The sequence below is a fragment of the Devosia riboflavina genome, assembly GCF_000743575.1.
Classification (GTDB): domain Bacteria; phylum Pseudomonadota; class Alphaproteobacteria; order Rhizobiales; family Devosiaceae; genus Devosia; species Devosia riboflavina.
In genome coordinates this window covers 105,822-126,099 of record NZ_JQGC01000007.1, presented here as the reverse complement: position 1 = coordinate 126,099, position 20,278 = coordinate 105,822, and the positions used below count along the sequence as shown (strand labels likewise).

Below are 20,278 nucleotides of genomic sequence, written 5' to 3'. Positions count from 1 at the left end.
TCGTGAAGATATCAGGCCGGCACTTTGCCGGCCTGAGCCAGCCGGGCCCGCCTGCGCTCGGCCTGAGCGATGGGATCCGGTACCGGGGCCGCCATCAGCAGGCGCCTCGTATAGTCGTCCTTGGGAGCGCTGGTAACCTGGTCAGCCGGCCCCTGCTCGACGATCTTTCCACCGCTCATGACCGCCACACGATGGCTGATGGCACGCACCACCGCCAGATCGTGGGAGATGAAGAGATAGGCCACGCCCGTGCGTTCCTGGATTTCGATAAAGAGATCGATGACCCGCGCCTGGGTTGAAAGATCGAGCGCACTGACCGGTTCGTCGCAGACGATAAGCTGCGGATTGATCGCCAGAGCGCGCGCGATGGCGATACGCTGGCGCTGTCCGCCGGAAAACTCGCGGGGGAGACGCGTCGCCGCATCGGACGGCAACCGCACCTGATCCAGCAGTTCCTGCACGCGTTCTCGTGCCTTCGCGCCATTGGTTCCCTGAACCAGCAAGGGCTCGACCAGTATGTCGCCAACGCTGAGCATGGCATTGAGCGAGGTATAGGGGTCCTGAAACACCACCTGGATTTCGCGCGACAGCGCACGCCGCCCGGCCCGGTCGAGACGGCTGATCTCCCGGCCGAGGTACCGGATACTGCCCGATGAAACCTCGGCTAGACCAAGGACAGCACGCCCGAGGGTGCTCTTGCCTGATCCGGATTCGCCGACGAGCCCTAGGGTTTCACCCGGCGCCAGGGTAACTGACACGCCCTTCAGCGCCTGGAACTTGCCATAGTGGACAGTGAGCTCATCGACTTCGAGCAGGTTGGTAGTCGCGATGGTGCTCATGCCTCTGCTCCTGCGCTCTGCTGACGGGGTGGCCGCGGCACGAGCGGCGGGCGCACAGGCGCATCCTCAAGCGTCGAGGCCAGGAGGGTGCGCGTATAGTCGTGTTGGGGACGTGCAAAGATATCGTTGACCGGGCCCAACTCGACAATCTCGCCGCCGCGCATGACGGCGACGCGATCACAAAGATCCGCGACGACACCGAAATTATGCGTCACCATCAGCACGCCGAGATTGCGTTCGGCCTGGAGGTCCCGGATCAGGTCGAGAATTTCGGCCTGTACCGTCACATCGAGCGCCGTCGTCGGTTCATCGGCAATCAGCAGGTCGGGATCACAGGACAATGCCCCGGCAATGAGTACGCGCTGGGCCATGCCGCCGCTGATCTGGTGCGGATAGCTCATGAAGACGCGGTGTGGATCGGCAATGCCGACGCGCTCAAGAAGAGCCAATGCCTTGTCCCTGGCCTCTTGCCGGCTGAGGCCGCCGACGACCTGCAGCGGCTCACAGAGCTGGCTGCCGACACGGAACAAAGGATCGAGATTGCTCATCGGCTCCTGCGGAATATAGCCGATGCGCCTGCCGCGAATGGCCTGCATCTGTGCGTCGCTAAACCCGGCCAAGTTCTGTCCCTCAAGCCAGATGCCGCCGCCGGTGACCATGCCGCCCTCGGGCAGGAGGCGCAGCACGCTGAGCGCCGTTTGGGTTTTCCCCGAACCGGATTCCCCCACAAGGCCAAGTATCTCGCCCCGCGCGATAGTAAAGCCGACGGACCTGACGACGGTCTTGGTGGAGCCATCCCGACCGGCATACCCCACCGACAGGCCGTGCACCTCAAGGAGGGCTTCTGGAACCGAAGGCACCGCAACTGCGGCCCGCGCCGTGTCCTTCACTCGCTGGCGCGGCGCGACCATAATGGCCTCTTCGCCATTGAGCGCATCGCGCAGGCCATTGCCGATCAGGATAAGCGCCCCCACCGTCAGCCCGATCATCAATCCCGGCGGCAGCAGCAGATGCCTGCCGATATAGATATTGTTATAGGCATCGAGCAGCATGCTGCCCCAGGTGGGCGTCGTCGGATCGCCAAGGCCGATGAATTCAAGCCCGGCCTGCACCACGATGGCGATGCCCCAGACCGATGCTGCCATGATGATGATCGGCGCCCGGACAACGGACAGGATGTGCCGGCTGATGATGCGGCCATCGGACAGCCCCGAGACCCGCGCAGCATCGACATAAAGTTCGTTCCGCACCGAAATGACGAGGTTGCGCACCAGACGGAAAAAGTTCGGGGCGATCAGCACGCCCAGAACCACCATGGTGATGATGATATTGGGCCCGATCAGCGTGAACATGGCGACGAGCACGATGGTGCCCGGCAGCACGATGAGAAAATTGGCCATCCACCCGCCGAAACGATCGAACCAGCCGCCGAAATAGCCCGCGATAAGTCCTGTGCTGACGCCAAGACCCGCCGCCACGAGGACGGTGAGAAAGGACCCCGCCAGCGTCAACTGCCCAGCATAGATGAGGCGGCTCAGCACATCGCGGCCGGCGCCGTCCCCGCCAAGCAGGAATTCCTCTCCCGGCGGGGCGGTCACCAAAGCGAGCTTGGTGAAATTAGCACCATAGGGCGCAAGCCAGAGGGCGAAAACCGCAGACAGGACGATAGCCAGGAAAACGAGGCTAGCAATGACGGCCAGCGGATTGCGGAGGAAGCGGCGCAATACGGCGCGACCCTGCCTCGTGGCAACGGCTGGCGTAGTGACAGCTTCAAGGTCCACTGTACTCATGCCAGCCTCGCTTTCGGGTTGATCCAGGCATTGGCAAGATCGACGAACAGATTCACCACCACCACGATCAGCGCCATGGTGATTAAGACACCCATAATGACCGGTATATCGCCGCGCACCGTCGCATCGATGGCCAGCGTTCCCATGCCGGGCAACGCAAAAACCTTCTCGATCATCACCGCACCACCAATCATCCCGATGAATTGCAGGGAAAGAACCGTGATGGCCGCGGGCGCAGCATTGCGCAGCGCATGGCGCAGAATGACCCGGTTTTCAGGAAGACCACGGGCACGCAAAGTTCGGATATAGTCCCGGCTCAACACATCGATCAACGCGCCGCGCACCTGGGCCGCGGCCGAGGCGACGCCCCCGATCACCAGTGCCGTCACCGGCAGCGTGATGCTGCTTAGCCAGCCAAGCGGCGAGCGATTGAGTGGTACAAAGCCCGTGGCCGGGAAAAGCCGAAGGGAAATGGCGAATGTGGCGACCAGCAAAAGCCCGACCCAGAAATTGGGCAATGCCTCGCCGATGACGGAAACGATCTGCACTGCCCTGTCCCACCAACCGCGCCTGACCGCAGCAAAGGCCCCCAGGGCCACGCTGATCACGGTACAGATGAGAATGGCAACCGAGACGATGGAAAGGGTGACGCCCAGTCGCGACGCGATCGCGTCCGACACGCGTTCGGCGCTAAACCATGACCGCCCGAGATCGCCCCGAACCGCATTGGCCAGCCAATTACCGTATTGGATGGGCAGGGGCTGATCGAGGCCCAGTTCGACATTCTTGGCGGCAACCTGTTCGTCGGTTGCCAATTCGCCCAGGATCGAGCGCGAGACTTCCGCGCCGCCGCTATAGATCAGGCCATAGGCCACCGCCGTAATGGTCAGCAACAAGAGCATCGCCGAAGCGAACCTCTGGATCACATATCCGGTCATCCATCGTCCTTTCAGATTGCCGGAGCAGCCATGGTCTGGGCCATGGCTGCTCCGGTTCAGTGTAGCTGGGAGGCTACTCCGTTGCGGGCGCGAAGTGGCGGATATAGGGGACCACATTTTGCGGATGCATGGTCACCTTCACATCGGGCGCCGCGAAATAAACCGCATCCGCCTGGTACCAGATATCGAACCAGGCATTCTCGGTGACATAGGTATTCACCTCGCGCATCAGCGCTGTGTACTCGTCGCCGCTGGCGGCCTGGGCTTTGGCGAGGAGCGCGTCGAGTTCGGGCGTAGCGCTGTCGAACGGGTTCCAGGGACCGCTGGCCGAAATCTGCTTGGTCATATCCCACCAGGGATTGCCAGTGCTGAGCGACATCCAGAAGGCGCCATAGCGCTTGGATTGGGCTTCGGTCACATAGTTCTCGGACACGACCTTGTCCCAGATCACCCGGATGCCGACATCGGCGAGCTGCTGGGTGATAATCGGATTGGCCGGCACCGTTGGGTTTTCCGGCAGGGTCAGATCGAAGCCATTGGCATAGCCCGCTTCGGCCAGCAGCGCCTTGGCTTTTTCTGGATCGAAGGGATAGCGGTCATCGAGCTCGGGCACATAAGCGACGCTGTTGAGATTGAAGACCTGCGTCGTGTGGTGGCCGAGATTACGCTGAATGGCCGCCAACAGGCCTTCGCCATCGATGGCGTGATTGATGGCCTGACGCACGCGCACATCGCCTAGTGCCGGCACGAGGGCACCTTCGCGGTCCGCAAGGATCAGGCCGTGCCGGTCGATGGGTGTACGGTTGACGCTGAGGCCCGAAGCTTCGGCCTCAGCGGCCGTCTGGGCATTGCCCTGCGCGCCATCGACTTGACCAGACCGCAAAGCGTTCATGCGTGCGGTGATTTCTCCCATCGGGATCAACACGACCGCGTCATAGGGAAAGGCTTCGGCGTTCCAGTAGTCGGGGTTGCGCACAAAGCTATATTGCGCGCCCTTAGTGGTATTGGCGACGTCGAGCATATAGGGGCCCGAGCCGACAGGCACGGAAATGATCTCTTCGGTACCCAGTGCCGCTGGGCTCCCCATGACGCCGCCGGCCATGGTGAGATAAGTTAGCTGCGCCGGATTGGCCGCCGACAGATGCAACTCGACGGTGAAGTCGTCGACAATGACGATATCGGTAACCGCACCGACCATGAAGCTGTTCTGGCCGGTGCCCCCGCGCAAATGCTCGACATTGGCTTTGACCGCTTCGGCATTGAAGGGCGCGCCGTCGGTGAACTTGACGTCTTGACGGAGCTTGAGGGTGAGGACCGTATTGTCCTCATTGTAAGCATAGCTCTCAGCGAGGTTACCGACGATGGATCCATCCGGTTCCATCAGCAGAAGCGTGTCATAGACGGCCGCCCAATATTGGGCGCGCGGACCATTTTCGACGATGGCCGGATCGAACGAACCATTGTCGAGCGCAACCGCCAGGGTCAGCGTTTCGGCGGAGACGCCAGCGGTCAGCATCCCCATGAACGAGAGAGCAAGCGTGGCGCGGCGGAGCGTCGGTCGCCCAGCCCACGACAGAGTAATGGTCATATGCAGTTTCCTCCTGTTGCATTGCCCTTTCGGGGGCAGGGACCCGGCTGTTCCTGGCTCCCCCAGGCCGGGCCCCGGTTTTTCAAGTGGTCTTGATATTGAGGCTCTTGATGAGATCAACCATATTGAGCAGCGGATCGAATTCGTGATCGCCCAGCGGCTCGGCACCCGTCATGCGGCTGAACGGGGTCATGCGCAGACGGCCGGTCTCATTGAGCAATTGCTTGAGCGAGCTGGGATATTTGACGTTGATCATACGCTCGAAGACCGTCATCAAGCGCTGAACAAGACGTGTATCCTCATCATCGCGCGTGCCATTGGCACAGAGCCAGACGAGCAATTCCGGCGCGATGCTCGATGCATAACCCGAATGGCCGGAACCACCGAGCTGCATGGATTCGATGACAGAGGAAATCTGGCCATTGTAGAGCCGCATCGGCGATCCGCGCGAGACCTCGAGCTTGGCCTTCATATCAGGCACTGAATGGCTCACGTCCTTATGGAACACGAAGCGCCCGGTCTTGGCCGCCCATTCGTAGACTGTGGTTGGAACGAGGCGTTTCCACGGCGTCGGGCACTCGTAAAATCCAAGCGGAATATCGCCGGTTCCATCGACGATGCGCTTGAGATTGCCGCTCCACTGCGCCTCGGAATCGCCTGGCGAACCGAGATGATTGGTGAGGATGCACACGGCATCAGCGCCCACATCGGCAATCTGCTTGATCGAAGCAATCTCCTTGTCGGGCGATGCGCCAAACGTGCCCGTCGCGATGACGGCGGCGCGGCCATTCGCGCGCTTGACCACGCGAGCGGCAAGCTCGACGCGCTCTTCGGAAGTTAGAAATTCGACCTCGCTCGAGCGCGAATTGGTGAAAAGTCCAAGGCACCCTGCCTCGATATACCAGTCGGTCAAGCGGTCCACCGCATCCCAATCGATCGCGCCGCTCCATGTCATGGGCGTCAGCATCACCGGCCAGACCGCGTTGGTTTTCAAATGTTCGCTGCTCATCTCGTGTCCGTTCCATTTGCAATCTTTGAGGGAATGACGACAAAGCTTCGCCACCAGCCGGCAACGCTCTCGGTGCCAGTCTCCAAACTCGAGATTTCTGGTTTTCCCTCGAAGGCAAGCTCCTCGCGCCCTCGACAAGGTTCTTGCACGCACCATCGCGGGAGGAAAGCCGCACGCTCGGGAAAGCGCCGAGCTATTATCACGATGTGGACATTGCCCCCAAACGACGCAATAGCATCGAAGGCGAATTGCGTGACAGACTGTTCCCCTTTCGCCTCACCGACGAGCGATTTGGATGTTGCTGAGGGGCTAGCCGGCCGTCCGCAACTTGCTTGGCCTCAACGGGCGCGCTCTACCCGAATATCGTCAAGGCGCCATCGTGAGCTAGCACTGCTCAGCGGTTAGGGCCAAATCCGGTGAATTTCCCATTTCCCGACTTGGCTGAGACGACGTGCAAAGCCAGGTTTGTCATCATGGCCGGTTCATCGCATCTGAAGCGCATCGACTTCGTTATTAATACCCATCTTCAAGCCGCATGGAATCGTGCCGGTCTGGAGCGTCTTGACCAAACGAACTCGGTCAGGATCGAGAAGAACGCACTCGCACTTATCCTTAGCTGCGACCCTAGCCGTTCCCACCGCTATGGGTCTTGGCTCGCCCGCTGGCGCCGCCAAATGTGGTCGATTGGGGGGCTGCGATCGATGGCGCGCATTGAAGATCTCGAATTACTGAGTTCTGCGTTAAGCGAATTTGACGCCCTACGGCACCACCTCCCCCTCGCAAGACGCGACATCAACCAATATCAGAGCGCCGAAGAGATTTTCGCCGCCTACCAGGAAGTACATCCCCAGGAGGCCCGAATCATGCGTGAGGCGGAGCGTGCAGCAGCCTATTGTGCGAGCCAGGTTCTTTTCAAAAAGGACAAGTGGTGCCTCGTCCGGTTGGGCAATGAACAAGCCGCACGCTGGTGGGGCCGCGGCACCCGCTGGTGCACTGCGGCACATACCAACAATCAATTCGACGCCTATGCCAGCAAAGGCGACGTTCTGGTATTGATAACGCCGCTTGGCCGGTACCAGCTGGCAAAACATTCAGGCGAATTCCGGGATGCCTCTGACCAGCCAGCAACCTTGACTGCAGTTCTGCGCATGGCGCCCTCACCCCTGCGGCATATCCTCCTACAGTGAAGCCAGATCGACCCAACGAGAACGGTCGATACCTCATCTCGCTTTATCCGATGAGTCAATTTTGTTCAGGATGCGCGAAGTCATCCTGCTGACCGAGTCACCATGTTTTCGATTGACGCGTCGCGCACGAAAACGGCTATCAAAACTGGAACGCCGGAAAACGGATCGGGAAACACCGCCGCCCTGAGGATCGGCTGAGAATTTGCTGGTCACCTTCCGGTGCCAATTTGGTCCGGAGAATCTCACCAATACTTGGCGCCTCTCAATACCCCCCAAATACTACCTTCTTCCGAGACCACCGTCGGCGAACGCATTAGAGGGTAAGACTTTCCGATTTTAGAGACGAGGTTACTCCTGGGGATCATTCGGCGCCCCGCCGGGGCGCGCCCCAGCCGCGGATGGGTCCAACACCTCGGGCTCCTTAAGGAGCGACCAGGCTGGCACAGCAAGTGCCTTGGCGAGCCTGGAGACATTATCGAGCGATATATTCCGGATGCCGCGCTCGACATCGCTGACATAACTACGATTGATGCCGGACTCGAAAGCCAGCATTTCCTGGCTCATGCTTCTGCTCGCCCTTAGCAATCGGACATTGCGGGCAAGGGTCTCGCGAAGTTGGTCTGGATGGGTGCGTTTCACGTCGCACATCATTGCTATTGTCGCATTTAAGGCGACCTGATTTAAGTTACATTAGTTTGTCGCCTTTAAGATGCATTCCAGTTCGCTCACCTGGAGAATTCGATGAAACGCAACCCCTTTGTCGCCACTTGCCTGTTCGCGCTTTTTGCATCCATGGCCTTTGCTCAGGACGTCGTCCCTGAAGTTCTGATGGATGCCGCTCAATCCAGCGTCCCTGGAAGGCAAATCGACATTCGCGGCCTCGTTCCGGGCATGTCGGCCGATGAAGCAAGAGCTGCCCTAGCGAGCATTTCCGGCACAGCCGCGGAAGAAACTACGACCAGCACAACGATTTCGAGCAACGGCATCATGGTTCGCAGCGTCCCCTATACGCGCGCGCTGTGGGTGGACCATGATGGCGAACGCCTATCCGCAAGACTGTCAGGCCTATCAAGCGGCAATCAGACCGTGTTCGTTCAGCGTGAAGCCGACTACAGAAATACCGATCGGCAGGCACCATTGTACGAGCCGTTTCTGGCATCACTCTTGGAGAAATATGGCACGCCCAGTTTTCGCAAGGACGGGCAATCCGTCACTTATTTAATCTGGAGCTACAAGGATGGTCAGCCTGCCCCTTGCGATCCGTCCGGAACGCCGCAGTGCCTTGAACCGGAAATTGCCTTTCAATACCTCCCCCAGCAAGCGGAGGCCTACGATGTGATCGTCTATGCTGCGATCGGTCGCGAAACGGGCACCGATAGGGTTGCGATATTCAAGCTTTCCTCCACAGACCTAAGCATCAAATGGACAGCTGACGAGGCAGATGCCGCCGGGCTCCGTCCTGCACTTGACGCCGCTCTTGCCGAAGCGAGAGCCAAAGCTCCGAAACTCGCCCTTTGAGCGCGAAAGGGAAACGGGACCACGGTGTTGTCACAGCACCATTGGAGGCAGGATTAACGATGGGTACGACGCGTGAAGGGACATCGACCGACATGGGCCGGACATCGCTCAGACGCGACAGGAATGTCAAATGAGCGCACGAGGGACGAGAGGACGGGGACAAGTCACCTTGAAAAAATACAGCTGGATACAAAGGCTCGACCACCTCCCGATCACACTGAGAGATCCAACCATTTTGCCCCTCCTGCCTGGGATCGATGGCGACCCGACCGTCGCTTCCGTGGCCTTCTGCGAGGAGAAGTTCGAATTAACCACGCGATCGACAAAGGAGAACGTAGCCGCAGGCTAGCCTTGTAAGGCCAGAACGGATCCTCATTTTCGACAATGCCGTGCCCCGGGCGGCTCAGAAGTGGTCCACGCAGCGACCGCCGACCTCCTCATTTCTATGCCAACAAGAGCTTGATATGGCCGAAATCGTACCAACGCCGGCGAAAATGGGCCGGACGACGCCAATCGAGGGCGCAACATCTTTCCCTCACCCCAGCGCATCCTCAGTGTCTTGGCCATGCCAGCGTCCCAGACCCAGATTCCAGATTGCATGGGCGGAGCCTGATCTTGACTGAACTTCATATCTCTCGGCAAAGGCCGTCCGCGGCCCTCCGTCAGCGCATTCGTCGCCATCGACAGGCTTTTCTCAGTTATGATCGCCTGGTCCCCCTGGGAGATCCCCTTGACCACCGGTACTCTCCCGACGCAGCGGCCGAACTCGACCGCTGGCAAAGCCTCGAGGCGCGTCGGCGACGTGACCTGCTAGCACTGCCGGTGAGGTCGTTGAGCGACATGTTGATGAAAGCGGGGTACTTGCTGAGCTATCCCGGCAGCGATTTTCTTCTTAGCGAGGCCGAGGATATCGCTGTCTTCCTTAATTCAATGCAGTTGCGGTACGAGGGCAATACATTCGCCGGCATTGAGCGACGCCGTATGCGTGGGTCCCGGCGTCACTTTTGAACCCGCAGACGGCCGTGTCAATTTTCTCACCGGCCTGCTCGCCTAGTCCGCTACCGGCCGGCAAGGGCGAGCCGGTATGAACTGCTATCGTGCTGGCAAGGTCATCCCGCCGCTCGCGTTGCCAGTCCTCTGCTATCGCCTGTGGCGGCCGCAACCATAACAGGCATAGGAATCGCCATAATGGTACCCGGCCGCCCGGTTTCGAGTTTTGATCTATGCCCGAACATCACATCTCGGTCAGGCGTGTCCTGCCGCTTCTAGCCTCGCATTTCGAGCGTCAGAAACGGTTCGATAGATCGATACAGCCCAGATCAGCAGCGTAGCCACGCCGAACACGGCAGCAACGGGCCGGCCGAAGAAGCCGAGCAGGTTGCCGTCGGCGATCATCATCGAGGTGGTAAAATTGGTTTCCACCAGCGGTCCCAGCACGATGCCCAGAATGATCGGTGCAATAGCGATCATTCGTGCTTCGAGTACATAGGCCACGATACCTGCACCCAGCATCAGCCAGACGCCGAACATCGAATTATTGATCGAGTAGGAACCAACGATACAAAAGAGCAGGATGGCGGCATTGAGCAGCGCCCGCGGCACTTCAAAAATCCAGCGGGCCGATTTTGCGGCCACCCAGCCGAGCGGCAGCATCAGGATGTTGGCGATGGCGAAGACGATCATCACCGCGTAGAAGTTCTCCGGATGCAGCGTCATTAGCGTCGGCCCGGGGTCGAGCCCCTTCATCACCAGAACGCCTACGGCAATGGCGGTCACAGCGTCGCCGGGAATGCCGAACACCATGGCCGGGATCCACGAGGCGCTGAGCGCGGCATTATTGGTGGCGCCAGCCTCGACGAGGCCCTCGGGATGGCCCTTGCCGAACTTTTCCGGTTCCTTGGAGGTCCGCTTGGCCAGCGAATAGGTGATCCAGGCTGCAAGGTCGCCGCCAACACCGGGTAGTGCTCCTAACAGCGAGCCGATAACCGAACCACGGACCTGGTTCTTGCGATACTTCCAGAGCGCGCCCAGTGTACCTTCAAATGGGTTCTTGAGGTTCATCTGCGGCACTTCGGCCATGGCGCGGCGTCCCGCGCGCATAACTTCGGACACGGCGAACATCCCGATCATGATGGGGATGAAGCTGATGCCGCCCATGAGTTCGAGATTGCCGAAGGTAAAGCGCGGCGTTGCCGTGAGCGGGTCCATGCCCACCTGCGCAATGAAAAGGCCGAGCAGTAGGGCAAGTGCGCCCTTCACGAGGCCACCCGACGAGATTAGCGCAGCGCAGGAAAGGCCCAGAACCGCAAGCCAGAAATATTCAAAGCTCGAAAAGCCCAGAGCGACTTTGGCCAGCATAGGCGCAGTGAAAAGCAGGAACAGGAAACCAAAAAGCCCGCCCAGAACCGAGCCGACCACGCCGATACCGATGGCGAGACCTGCCTTGCCGTTCTGGGCGAGGCGATACGAATCTTCCACATAGGCGGCGGATGCCGGCGTGCCGGGAATGCGCAACAGCGTGCCGGGTAGGTCACCGGCCGTGATTGCCATGGCGGTACAGGAGATGATCGCGGCAATGGCCGGAATGGGCGCCATATAGAAGGTGATGGGCACAAGGAGCGCTGTGGCCATGGTGGCAGTGAGGCCCGGAATGGCACCGACAAACAGGCCAAAAACGGCGGCGAGGAAAATGGTGATCAGCGTTTCGGCATTGAAGACGAGGCCGACGGCAAGAGCGAATGCGTCCATGATCTCTATCCCAGGATGCCGCGAGGAAGGGGAACCCGGAAGCCCGACATGAACAGATAGTAGATGCCTGCCGAGGCGATGGGGCTGAAGATGATGGCGGGGAGCCACTTGCCGCCGCTCATCAGCACGATCACCACTGAGAAGATGGTGCCGGCGACGAGGAAGCCGAGATAGGGCATGGCCAGGGTCGTCACCGCGAGGGCCACGACAATGCCCACGGCAAACCAGGTGACGAGCGGCTGGGCTTCGTCCTCGGGCGTATCGCGCACGATCCAGCCCTGGATGGTGAGCGCCACGCCCATGATGGCCATGCCGGCGCCGACGATCGAGGGGAAGAGGCCGGGGCCCACATTCATGCCGGGTAGGGTCTGCATGGCGAGCGCCTGCTGTAGGATTGCAGCGCCGCCCAACGCAAAGACCACGCCCAAGGCGCTATCCATTGGAAATGACTGCCTCATGCGCTCCTCCTAAAAGCACTGGACCAAGGCGCGACGGTTCGGGGCAGAACCGCAGCGCAAAAGAAAAACCAGAGCGCCTGATCCCTTCGGGAGACTGGATCGTTGGACTCTGGAGAGGGAGCGGCCGGGAATGCATCCCGGCCGTCCAACAGCCGGAACGCTTACTTGGCGAGGCCAACGGCCTGCAGGGCCTTGCCGATGGACTCGTCGGCATCCTTGAGGAAGGCTTCAAAGCCAGCCGCATCACGATAGTCGATGCCGAAATTGCGCTGGGCCATGAAGTCCTTGAACTCCTGGGAATTGACGACCTTGTCCATGGCTTCGGCGAGGCGTGCCTTGACGTCTTCCGGCAGGCCCTTTGGAGCGGCAATGCCGCGCCATGCATAGGCGGCCCACTTGTTCCCCAGCGCCTCTTCGGCGGTCGGCACGTCGGGGGCAGCCGCAACACGCTCGTTGGCGGCAACAATCAGCGGCTTTACTTCGCCCGCATCAACCATGGGCCGCGCGTCGGGCATGGTGGTGGTCACGACGCTAATGGCGCCAGAAGCAAGCAACTGAAGGCTGGCCGAGGCGCCTTCCGAGGGAACCCAGGGCGCAGCCGCCGGATCGATCTCGTTTGTCACGAGCACGCCTGCCCAACCCAGATGCGCCATTCCGCCGAGGTTGGCACCAGAAGCCTTCACCGAACCTGGATTGGCGCGGATTTCGGAGAGCAGGTCTTCGATCGACGGGCCATCGGTGCGCACGAACACGGCTTCCGGATCGGCGTTGAACAGCGCGATCGGTTCGTAGTTCTCGTAGTTGAGCGGCGACACACCGGTCCAGTGATACATGGACAGTTCGGTCGTGATCACGCCCAGCGTATAGCCATCGGGCGGCGAGTAGGAAATTTCGGTGTGGCCGACAATGCCGCCGCCGCCGGTGCGGTTGATGACGTTGATCGGCTGGCCCAGCTCTTTTTCGAGCAGCGTCGCGATGATGCGGCCCGTTGCGTCGGTGCCGCCACCGGCAGCCCACGGCACGATCAGGTTGATGGCGTGATCAGGATACTGCGCAGCCGCCGGCGCAATTGCCAGGACCGAGAGCGCAAGAGCGCCAGCGAGCGTCTTCAAATGGGTCATTTCTGTCCTCCCAGGAAAGTCGGATGTTCCGACATACGAACATTGCTTGCCGTATTGCAAACTTCTGTACCACATTCCGGAACTAACATGTCAACTCCCCGAGCGCTGAATCTGCATTTATGCGCAAATCAGCCCAAATATATTGACAGGGCAACACCACCACACCTATCAAATGCAGGAATGATGTTCCGTATTGTGGAATTTCATGATTGCGAGATGTAGATGACGCCTCGCATGGTGGAAAAATTTCGGACTGGTATCGCCATGGTGGCGGCCGTCCAGGCCTTGGAGGAATTCGATGAGCAACCCCATCGCGCTCAAGCTGCGCAACACCCTGACAGGCATCCTGCCGCCCCTTTCCATGCCGTTCGACGAAAAGGGCAACCTCGTCAAAGGTGCGCTCAAGGCTCAGGTCGACTTCATGATCGATTCCGGCGTGCGCGGCCTCGTCGTCGGCGGCTCGACCGGTGAGGGCCACACGCTCTCCTCCACCGAATTCACCGAAGCCATGATCGAGGCGCACGACGCCAATGCCGGTCGCGTGCCCTTCGTCGTCGGCCTTATCGTACAGTCGACCCGCGAAGCTATCGACCGCGTCAAGGCGCTGGGCGACATCAAGATCGACGCCCTGCAGGTGACCCCGGTCCACTACCTGTTCAAGCCCGGCCGCGAAGCCACTATCGAGCACTTCCGCGCCATCTGGGAAGAGACCCAGGTTCCGATTCTGATCTACAACGTCATTCCGTGGAACTACCTCTCCATCGATGACATGCTCGCCATCATGGAAGCCGTTCCCGGCGTCGTCGGCATGAAGCAGTCCTCGGGCGATGTGAAGTCGGTCTCCGACCTCATGCTGCGCTCCAAGCCCGAAAATATCGTCCTCACCGGCATCGACGCACTGCTCTATCCGAGCTTCGCCCTCGGCGCTCATGGTGCCATCAGCGCACTCACCTGTGCCGTTCCCGGCGTCACCGTAAAGCTCTTCGACGCCGTGCAGGCGGGCGACCACAAGACCGCCAAGGATATCCACTTCCGCCTCAACGCGCTCTGGAATGCCCTTCGCCACGACAACCTGCCGGCCTGCGTAAAGTACATCCAGCACCGCCAGGGCCTGCCGCTCTTCCACCCGCGCGCCCCGATGGAACGCGTCACCGAAGCGCAGAAGGCTGCGATCGATGCCGTGCTCGGTCCGGTTCTCGAACTGACCAATGTGCGCGCCAAGTCGGCCGCCTGATTGACCGGAGGCGGGCCGCCGCAAAAGCGGCCCGCCCCCCACCACGACGCCTGGGAGGACGACATGAAAAAGCTGATCAACGACCCCGCCAACTATGTCGACGAGATGCTCGACGGTCTCTGCCTCGCCCATCCGGGCCTTGTTCGCGTCGGCGATGATCGCCGCGCCATCGCCCGCAGCACGAAAATGCGCCAGGGCAAGGTCGGCGTCGTTTCCGGCGGCGGCTCGGGCCACCTCCCGCTGTTCACCGGCTATGTGGGCCGGGGTCTGCTCGATGCCTGTGCCATCGGCAACGTCTTTGAAGGCCCGACCATCAATTCCTGCCAGGACGCGATCGCAGCCGCCAATGGTGGCGCGGGCGTCCTCTGCCTCTTCGGCAACTATGGCGGGGACAAGATGAATTTCGAAATGGCTGGTGAGTTCGCCGCCATGGACGGGGTCGAAACCCGCACTGTCCTCGGCACCGACGATATCGCCAGCGCCAAGCCCGAAGAGAGCCAGAAGCGTCGCGGCGTCGCCGGCCTGATCTTTGCCTACAAGACCGCCGGCGCCCTCGCCGAACAGGGCGCCCGCCTCGACGAGGTCGCGACAATCGCGCAGAAGACCGTCGATCGCACCCGCACCATCGGCGTTGCGCTCTCCTCCTGCCAGATCCCCGGCGCCGCCAGCCCCAATTTCACCATTGCCGACGACGAGATCGAATTCGGCATGGGCATCCATGGCGAGCCCGGCATCTGGCGCCACAAGATCCGCCCCGCCGACGAACTCGTAGACGAGATGATTTCCTTGATCCTTGCCGAAAAGCCCGAGGGTGCAAGCCGCGTCGCCGTGCTCGTCAACAGCCTCGGCTCCACGCCCTTCGAGGAGCTTTTCATTCTCTACCGTCGTGCCGCCCAGCGGCTCGATGCGGCGGGCCTCACGATCGTCAATCCGTTGATCGGGCCCTATGTGACGTCGATGGAGATGGGCGGCGCCTCGATCAGCCTCTGCTTCCTCGACGACGAAACCGAATCCCTCTTGGCAGCTCCCGCCGAGTGCCCCTTCTGGAAGGTTGGCTGAACCATGGCCATCACGCTTGCAACCTTGGCCGACGCCATCGCCCGCGCCAATGCCGCCATGTCCAGCCTGACCGACGTGCTCAACGCCGCCGACGCCAAATTGGGCGACGGTGACACCGGCACCATGCTGGCCCGCCTCATCGGCACGTTTGCTGCGGTGGACGTCAAAAATGCCGAAAACCTCGGCGCCGGCTTCATGGCCCTCGCCAAGGCCGGCGCGGCCTCGACCGGCTCCAGCCTCGGCACGCTCATCATCACCGCCATGATGACGGCCGGCAAAGCCACCGCTGGCAAGGCCGAACTGCCATGGACAGATCTCTCCGGCCTCCTCGCCGCCATCCGCTACGCCGCCATGGCCCGCGGCAAGGCTGAACTGGGCGCCAAAACCATCATCGACGGCCTCGACGCGCTCGCCAGCGGCGTCGAAGGCAAGACGGACGCTGCCAGCGCTGCCGCTGCGGCCGAAAAGGCTATGGACGCCGTCCTCGCCGAATTCCGCAACCGCCCATCCGCCATGGGCCGGGCCCGCATGTTCGCCGAAAAGAGCGTTGGTCTTGACGACCCCGGCATGCTGGCTTTGGCCGAAATCGTTCGCAGTCTTGCCAAAACCTCTCAGCATGGCGCAAAGCCCGTTGCTTGAGAGCGGCCAGGAAGTGAAATAAGAGGATCAGGCTTTACGGTCGTGCGCGACTGTTCAGCCAAAGTGTTGAGACCCAGCCGATGACCGATACCGATCAAGCACTGGCGCCAGCCAAACCCGCCCGCAGCGACGAGAGCCTCAAGTCGCTGACTAAGGTTTCGCGCGTGCTCGACTGTTTCGACACCGCGCATCGCTCCCTGACCCTGGCCGAGATTTGCGCCCGAACCGGCTATCCTCGCTCCACCGCGCACCGGCTGCTCGCCGCCATGCGCGAGGTCGGCTTTATCGAGCAGGAGCGCGAACGCGACGCCTATCGTCTCGGCCTCAGGCTCTTCGAATTGGGCAATACTGTGCTTGCCAATCTCGAGCTCAATCGCGAGGGTCGCGTCATCGTCGATGCCCTCCACCGCCTGACGAGCCGCGCTGTGCACCTGGCTGTCTTCGACGGCCACCGCGCGGTGGTCATCCAGCGCACCGAAGCCGAGCCGATGCTCAGCAATACCATGGTCGAAAACTCGCCGGTCCACTGCACCAGCGTCGGCAAGGCTATTCTGGCCCATCAGCCCGAAGACATCATCGCACGCGTCATCGGCGCAGGCCTTGAGCGGTTCACTGAGACGACTTTCACCGAGCCCGATGCCTTCCGCGCCGAACTCGACCTCACTCGCCAGCGCGGCTACGCCATCGACAATGGCGAACACCAGCCGGGTCTGCGCTGCATCGGCGCGCCGATCCGCAACCAGTCGGGCGTGGTTTTTGCCGGCATCAGCATCAGCTCCCCCGCATGGCAATTGCCCATGACCGAGGTCGACGAACTCAACAAGGTCGTCATCTACCACGCCAACCTGATTTCCCAGCGTCTGGGATACGTGCGCTAACCGCGTCATCGCCTCCCTCCTCCGGTCGGCTTCTTTTAGGTTTTGAGGCCGGTGGCATTTCGTGCCGCCGGCGCTCTCTCATTTGCAGATCAGACCGGTCCGCCGGTCTTGCCCACTGGCCAGATCTTCTGCAGGTCTTCGCCTGCCAGAATGCGCTGGCGGCAGACGACTTCGTTTTTCCCCAGTTCATCGGCCGCATCGGCAATCACGCCAACCAGCTCAGAGGGAATGACCACCACGCCGGTCACGTCGGCAAAGATCACGTCGCCGGGGCGGATGCGCACGCCGTCGATATTGAGTTCGGTCTGGAAATAGGTCGCTTCCATGCGGCCCGATACGCCCACCGGGCTCATCCCCTTGGCAAAGAGCGGGTAGTCGAGTTTGCGGACCTCGGCGAGGTCGCGCACCGTGCCATTGACGACGGTTGCCGCCGCGCCCTTGGTCTTGGCGCCGCTCGACATCAGTTCGCCCGTGCCCGAACCTTCGGCGCAGGAGCTGTCGACCATCAGGATACCGCCCTTGACCACGGCGTCGATGGCGCCATGATAGACGTCCTGCGGCTGGCCCACGCGGCTGCTCTTTTCATAGAGCACGGTGGAGACTGGCCCGCACACCACCTGGCCTGGTGCCAGCACGCCGAACTGCGAAATGCCCTTGAGATAGCCATAGGGGCCGCGGCCATCGAGCACGTCGTGGATATCGCCCGAATACCACTGGGAGAGCCGCTTGATCGCCGCCCAGTCGGTATTGTTGTAGTCATAAGCCGCCATTGTCTCAGCGTCCCTTCTTTGCGGCGTCGATCGCCTGTTCGAGATAGGTGGTGGAGTTGTCGATATGCTCGCGCATCAGCGCGCGGCTCTGTTCGACATCGCCACTGCGAATGGATTTGTAGATGGCCCGGTGCTCGGCAACGCCTTCGGCCTGCGTCTTGCTCGGCACGCGGCTCGTCAGCCGGATCACATCGGTGATCAGCCCATAGAGATTGGCATAGACGCTGGAGAGGATTTCGTTGCCCAGCGACTGCACCAGCGCGAGGTGGAATTTTGCGTCGGCCTCGGCATAGTGGCCAAAATCCTTTGCCGCTGCGAGATCGGCCAATGCCGCCTCGACCGCGTCCGAAACCTTGCCCTCGCCGCCCGCCAGCCGCCCGACGACCTCGAGCTCGAACATGCGGCGCACGTCCATCAGTTGCACGAGATAGGCCGGGTCTTCGGCGAAAAGCGTCTTCACGCTCGTAGCCAGCGAGCCGAGGAACTGCTCCACGTCGTCGCGGACGACCTCGGCACGTTCGCCGTGGCGGCGACGGACCAGGCCCTTGGTTTCAAGGATCTGCAGCCCCTCGCGCACCGAACGTGTCGAAATGGAAAAGCGGCGCGCCAATTCGGCTTCTGAAGGCAGGCGTTCGCCGACCTTCAATTCGCCCGAGAGGATGTCCGCCTCGATGGCGGCAACGACCGAAGCGTGGAGTTTTTCCCGATCTGACGCGCCTGGGGTCACCATGCGGTAAACCCGCCATCGACCACGACGTTGGAGCCGGTCATGTAGGACGAGGCATCCGAGGCGAGGAACTGGATGACGCCGTTATATTCGCCCTTCTCGGCCTGGCGGCGCATCGGCACGCGCTCGAGGAAGTTGTCGACGAACTCCTTGTCGAAGCTGCCGGTCTTTACGCCACCGAAGGAGATCAGGTTGCAGCGGACATTCTTCTCGGCCCAATAGGTCGCGACATAGCGCGTCAGGTTGACGAGGCCGGACTTCGAAGCGGCGTAAGACACCGCCTTGATGAAGGGCACGCCGTCGCGCTTTTCGCGATAGGCATAGAGCGCCTGGTTGGGCGAGACGATGCCGTAGATCGAGCCGACATTGATGATACTGCCGCGACCCTTCTCTGCCATCTTGGCGCCGACCACCTGGCTGCACAGCATCACGCCGGTCAGGTTGGTATCGATGATCTCGTCCCAGAATTTCTGCGGGTAGACTTCGAAGGGCGCATTCTGCTCAGCGCCGCCATCGGGCTTGGAATCGATGCCGGCATTGTTGACCAACACATCCGGCACGCCCCAATCGGCGATCACCTTGTCGGTCGCAGCTTCGATGGCCGCCTTGTCGGTAACGCTGGCTTCATAGATGCGAACGTTTTCGCCGAGCCCGGGAAACAGCTCGTCAAACTTTTCCTGGGTGATCGAACGGCGGCTATAAACCGCCACCCTGGCACCAGCCTTGGCCAGCGAAGTGGTAAATTCGCGACCAAGCTGCCCTAGACCCCCGGTCAGGACCACCACTTTGCCAGCGACGCTGAAAAGGTCAGACATCTATCGCTCCAACTTATGTCATAAGTCATATGTCATAAGTTAGCTGATGATACTTGACAAGGGTCAGAATAAAGCGCGTTGGCGGATGGTCGGCGCCAACCCATCACGCTCTTGGGCCCAAAATTGCGCGACGGACGTTCCGAAGACACTCGCCGGTGGAACGAGCTCTCGCACCGGATCATGAGCCGGCATAGAGAGCGCCATGGCTAGTCGCCAGCATTGCGCTTGTTAGCGTAGCCTTCTTTGTTGCGGCCACTGGCGCTCGCAAGAAAACAGATCAAGGTCAGAAGACACGCTGCATTTTTTCAGGACGCTTCCGAAACCCGTCTCGCTGGTGCCATGACAAAGCAGCCGCTCGCTTCGGCGGTTTTTGAGCGTTCCGGTTCAATCCTGTCCCCATTTTCTCAAAAAAACCTGCACATGACCTGCGTGAGGATCGCAATAGGGTCATGGATAGATCACTGGCAGGTCATGAGATTTTGCCACAAAGTTCTATTTTAGCGTTATCAGATGCCGCTCCGGCGTTATCGGAAACGCGGACGGTGTTTTTCTTTTCGATATTAGCGTTATTGGCCGTGGAAATTCGGTTCCAGATAGCTGGGGGCCATAGTTATCGGCGACGATGAAAACGCTCTTATTGGGGTGAGAGCCCTTTCATTCCGGCCTTTGCCCGCAATTTGGTCTCAGTGCCCGAGAGGCAAAAACTGCTGAAAAGCAGGAAAATTCGTAGCTTTGCACCCCAATTTCCCTCTCAACAACCTGGGCGCAGCACTGCCTCGTTCCGTGGACTAACAACAAGGTCGCAGTTCGGCGGTTCAGGTGATTCCGCTTCGCAATGAGGCTCCCCCCCGCGTTCGCTACCCTCTTTCCACTCAAATCCCGCTCGATTGAGTTGCACCAAGTCCCATGGTTGCCTTGGAATTCCAGTGGGTAAGCGGGCAATATTCGTGGACTAACAAC

The 20,278-nt window shown here is 60.7% G+C and carries 18 protein-coding genes; 6 read left to right on the top strand and 12 right to left on the bottom strand.

What is annotated here, in order from left to right; translation table 11 throughout:
- Positions 1 to 11 precede the first annotated feature (11 nt).
- From JP75_RS09795 to JP75_RS09775, 5 genes are all read right to left on the bottom strand, one after another.
- The gene (locus JP75_RS09795; RefSeq protein WP_035082335.1) at positions 12 to 839 is read right to left on the bottom strand and encodes an ATP-binding cassette domain-containing protein; all 828 of its coding nucleotides are present in this window, start codon (positions 837 to 839) and stop codon (positions 12 to 14) included.
- Positions 836 to 2,629: a dipeptide/oligopeptide/nickel ABC transporter permease/ATP-binding protein gene (locus JP75_RS09790; protein WP_051960559.1), complete on the bottom strand. Its 1,794-nt coding sequence runs from the start codon at positions 2,627 to 2,629 to the stop codon at positions 836 to 838. Before JP75_RS09790 ends, JP75_RS09795 begins: the two co-directional genes overlap by 4 nt.
- Complete coding sequence (locus JP75_RS09785; protein ID WP_035082333.1) at positions 2,626 to 3,567, bottom strand: ABC transporter permease; 942 nt, start codon at positions 3,565 to 3,567, stop codon at positions 2,626 to 2,628. Before JP75_RS09785 ends, JP75_RS09790 begins: the two co-directional genes overlap by 4 nt.
- Positions 3,568 to 3,640: 73 nt before the next feature.
- Positions 3,641 to 5,155, bottom strand: coding sequence for an ABC transporter substrate-binding protein (locus JP75_RS09780; RefSeq protein ID WP_051960558.1), 1,515 nt, complete (start codon positions 5,153 to 5,155; stop codon positions 3,641 to 3,643).
- 82 nt (positions 5,156 to 5,237) lie between these two features.
- Positions 5,238 to 6,164 carry a dihydrodipicolinate synthase family protein gene (locus JP75_RS09775; protein ID WP_051960557.1) on the bottom strand — a complete coding sequence of 309 codons (927 nt, stop codon included), beginning with the start codon at positions 6,162 to 6,164 and terminating at the stop codon, positions 5,238 to 5,240.
- A gap of 473 nt (positions 6,165 to 6,637) precedes the next feature.
- Between JP75_RS09775 and JP75_RS09770 the strand changes: the two genes are divergently transcribed.
- Positions 6,638 to 7,351 (top strand): hypothetical protein, encoded by a 714-nt coding sequence (locus tag JP75_RS09770; protein ID WP_035082332.1) that lies wholly within the window; start codon positions 6,638 to 6,640, stop codon positions 7,349 to 7,351.
- A 348-nt stretch (positions 7,352 to 7,699) separates the two neighbouring features.
- Here the strand turns inward: JP75_RS09770 and JP75_RS09765 are convergent, their stop codons facing one another.
- Positions 7,700 to 7,999: a helix-turn-helix domain-containing protein gene (locus JP75_RS09765; protein WP_051960580.1), complete on the bottom strand. Its 300-nt coding sequence runs from the start codon at positions 7,997 to 7,999 to the stop codon at positions 7,700 to 7,702.
- Positions 8,000 to 8,092: 93 nt separating this feature from the next.
- Between JP75_RS09765 and JP75_RS09760 the strand changes: the two genes are divergently transcribed.
- Positions 8,093 to 8,869, top strand: coding sequence for a hypothetical protein (locus JP75_RS09760; protein ID WP_035082331.1), 777 nt, complete (start codon positions 8,093 to 8,095; stop codon positions 8,867 to 8,869).
- Positions 8,870 to 10,114: 1,245 nt separating this feature from the next.
- Here JP75_RS09760 and JP75_RS09745 read toward each other — a convergent pair.
- The 3 genes from JP75_RS09745 to JP75_RS09735 form a co-directional block, all read right to left on the bottom strand.
- Positions 10,115 to 11,617 carry a tripartite tricarboxylate transporter permease gene (locus JP75_RS09745; RefSeq protein ID WP_035082328.1) on the bottom strand — a complete coding sequence of 501 codons (1,503 nt, stop codon included), beginning with the start codon at positions 11,615 to 11,617 and terminating at the stop codon, positions 10,115 to 10,117.
- A 5-nt stretch (positions 11,618 to 11,622) separates the two neighbouring features.
- Complete coding sequence (locus tag JP75_RS09740) at positions 11,623 to 12,075, bottom strand: tripartite tricarboxylate transporter TctB family protein (RefSeq protein WP_084587583.1); 453 nt, start codon at positions 12,073 to 12,075, stop codon at positions 11,623 to 11,625.
- 161 nt (positions 12,076 to 12,236) lie between these two features.
- Entirely contained in the window at positions 12,237 to 13,196 is a 960-nt protein-coding gene (locus tag JP75_RS09735; protein WP_035082326.1) for a tripartite tricarboxylate transporter substrate binding protein, read from the bottom strand.
- Between the two features lie 298 nt (positions 13,197 to 13,494).
- On the opposite strand from JP75_RS09735, the gene JP75_RS09730 reads away from it, so the two are divergent.
- From JP75_RS09730 to JP75_RS09715, 4 genes are all read left to right on the top strand, one after another.
- Positions 13,495 to 14,430, top strand: coding sequence for a dihydrodipicolinate synthase family protein (locus JP75_RS09730; protein ID WP_244446288.1), 936 nt, complete (start codon positions 13,495 to 13,497; stop codon positions 14,428 to 14,430).
- Positions 14,431 to 14,493: 63 nt separating this feature from the next.
- The gene (locus JP75_RS09725) at positions 14,494 to 15,489 is read left to right on the top strand and encodes a dihydroxyacetone kinase subunit DhaK (protein WP_035082325.1); all 996 of its coding nucleotides are present in this window, start codon (positions 14,494 to 14,496) and stop codon (positions 15,487 to 15,489) included.
- A gap of 3 nt (positions 15,490 to 15,492) precedes the next feature.
- On the top strand, positions 15,493 to 16,128 hold the full coding sequence (locus JP75_RS09720; RefSeq protein WP_035082324.1) for a DAK2 domain-containing protein: 636 nt from the start codon (positions 15,493 to 15,495) through the stop codon (positions 16,126 to 16,128).
- A gap of 80 nt (positions 16,129 to 16,208) precedes the next feature.
- Complete coding sequence (locus JP75_RS09715; RefSeq protein ID WP_051960556.1) at positions 16,209 to 17,006, top strand: IclR family transcriptional regulator; 798 nt, start codon at positions 16,209 to 16,211, stop codon at positions 17,004 to 17,006.
- 89 nt (positions 17,007 to 17,095) lie between these two features.
- Here the strand turns inward: JP75_RS09715 and JP75_RS09710 are convergent, their stop codons facing one another.
- The 3 genes from JP75_RS09710 to JP75_RS09700 are packed head-to-tail and all read right to left on the bottom strand — an operon-like array spanning position 17,096 to position 19,318.
- Positions 17,096 to 17,776: an RraA family protein gene (locus JP75_RS09710; RefSeq protein WP_035082323.1), complete on the bottom strand. Its 681-nt coding sequence runs from the start codon at positions 17,774 to 17,776 to the stop codon at positions 17,096 to 17,098.
- Positions 17,777 to 17,780: 4 nt separating this feature from the next.
- Entirely contained in the window at positions 17,781 to 18,506 is a 726-nt protein-coding gene (locus tag JP75_RS09705; RefSeq protein ID WP_035082322.1) for a FadR/GntR family transcriptional regulator, read from the bottom strand.
- On the bottom strand, positions 18,500 to 19,318 hold the full coding sequence (locus JP75_RS09700; protein WP_035082321.1) for an SDR family oxidoreductase: 819 nt from the start codon (positions 19,316 to 19,318) through the stop codon (positions 18,500 to 18,502). Before JP75_RS09700 ends, JP75_RS09705 begins: the two co-directional genes overlap by 7 nt.
- Between the last annotated feature and the right edge of the window lie 960 nt (positions 19,319 to 20,278).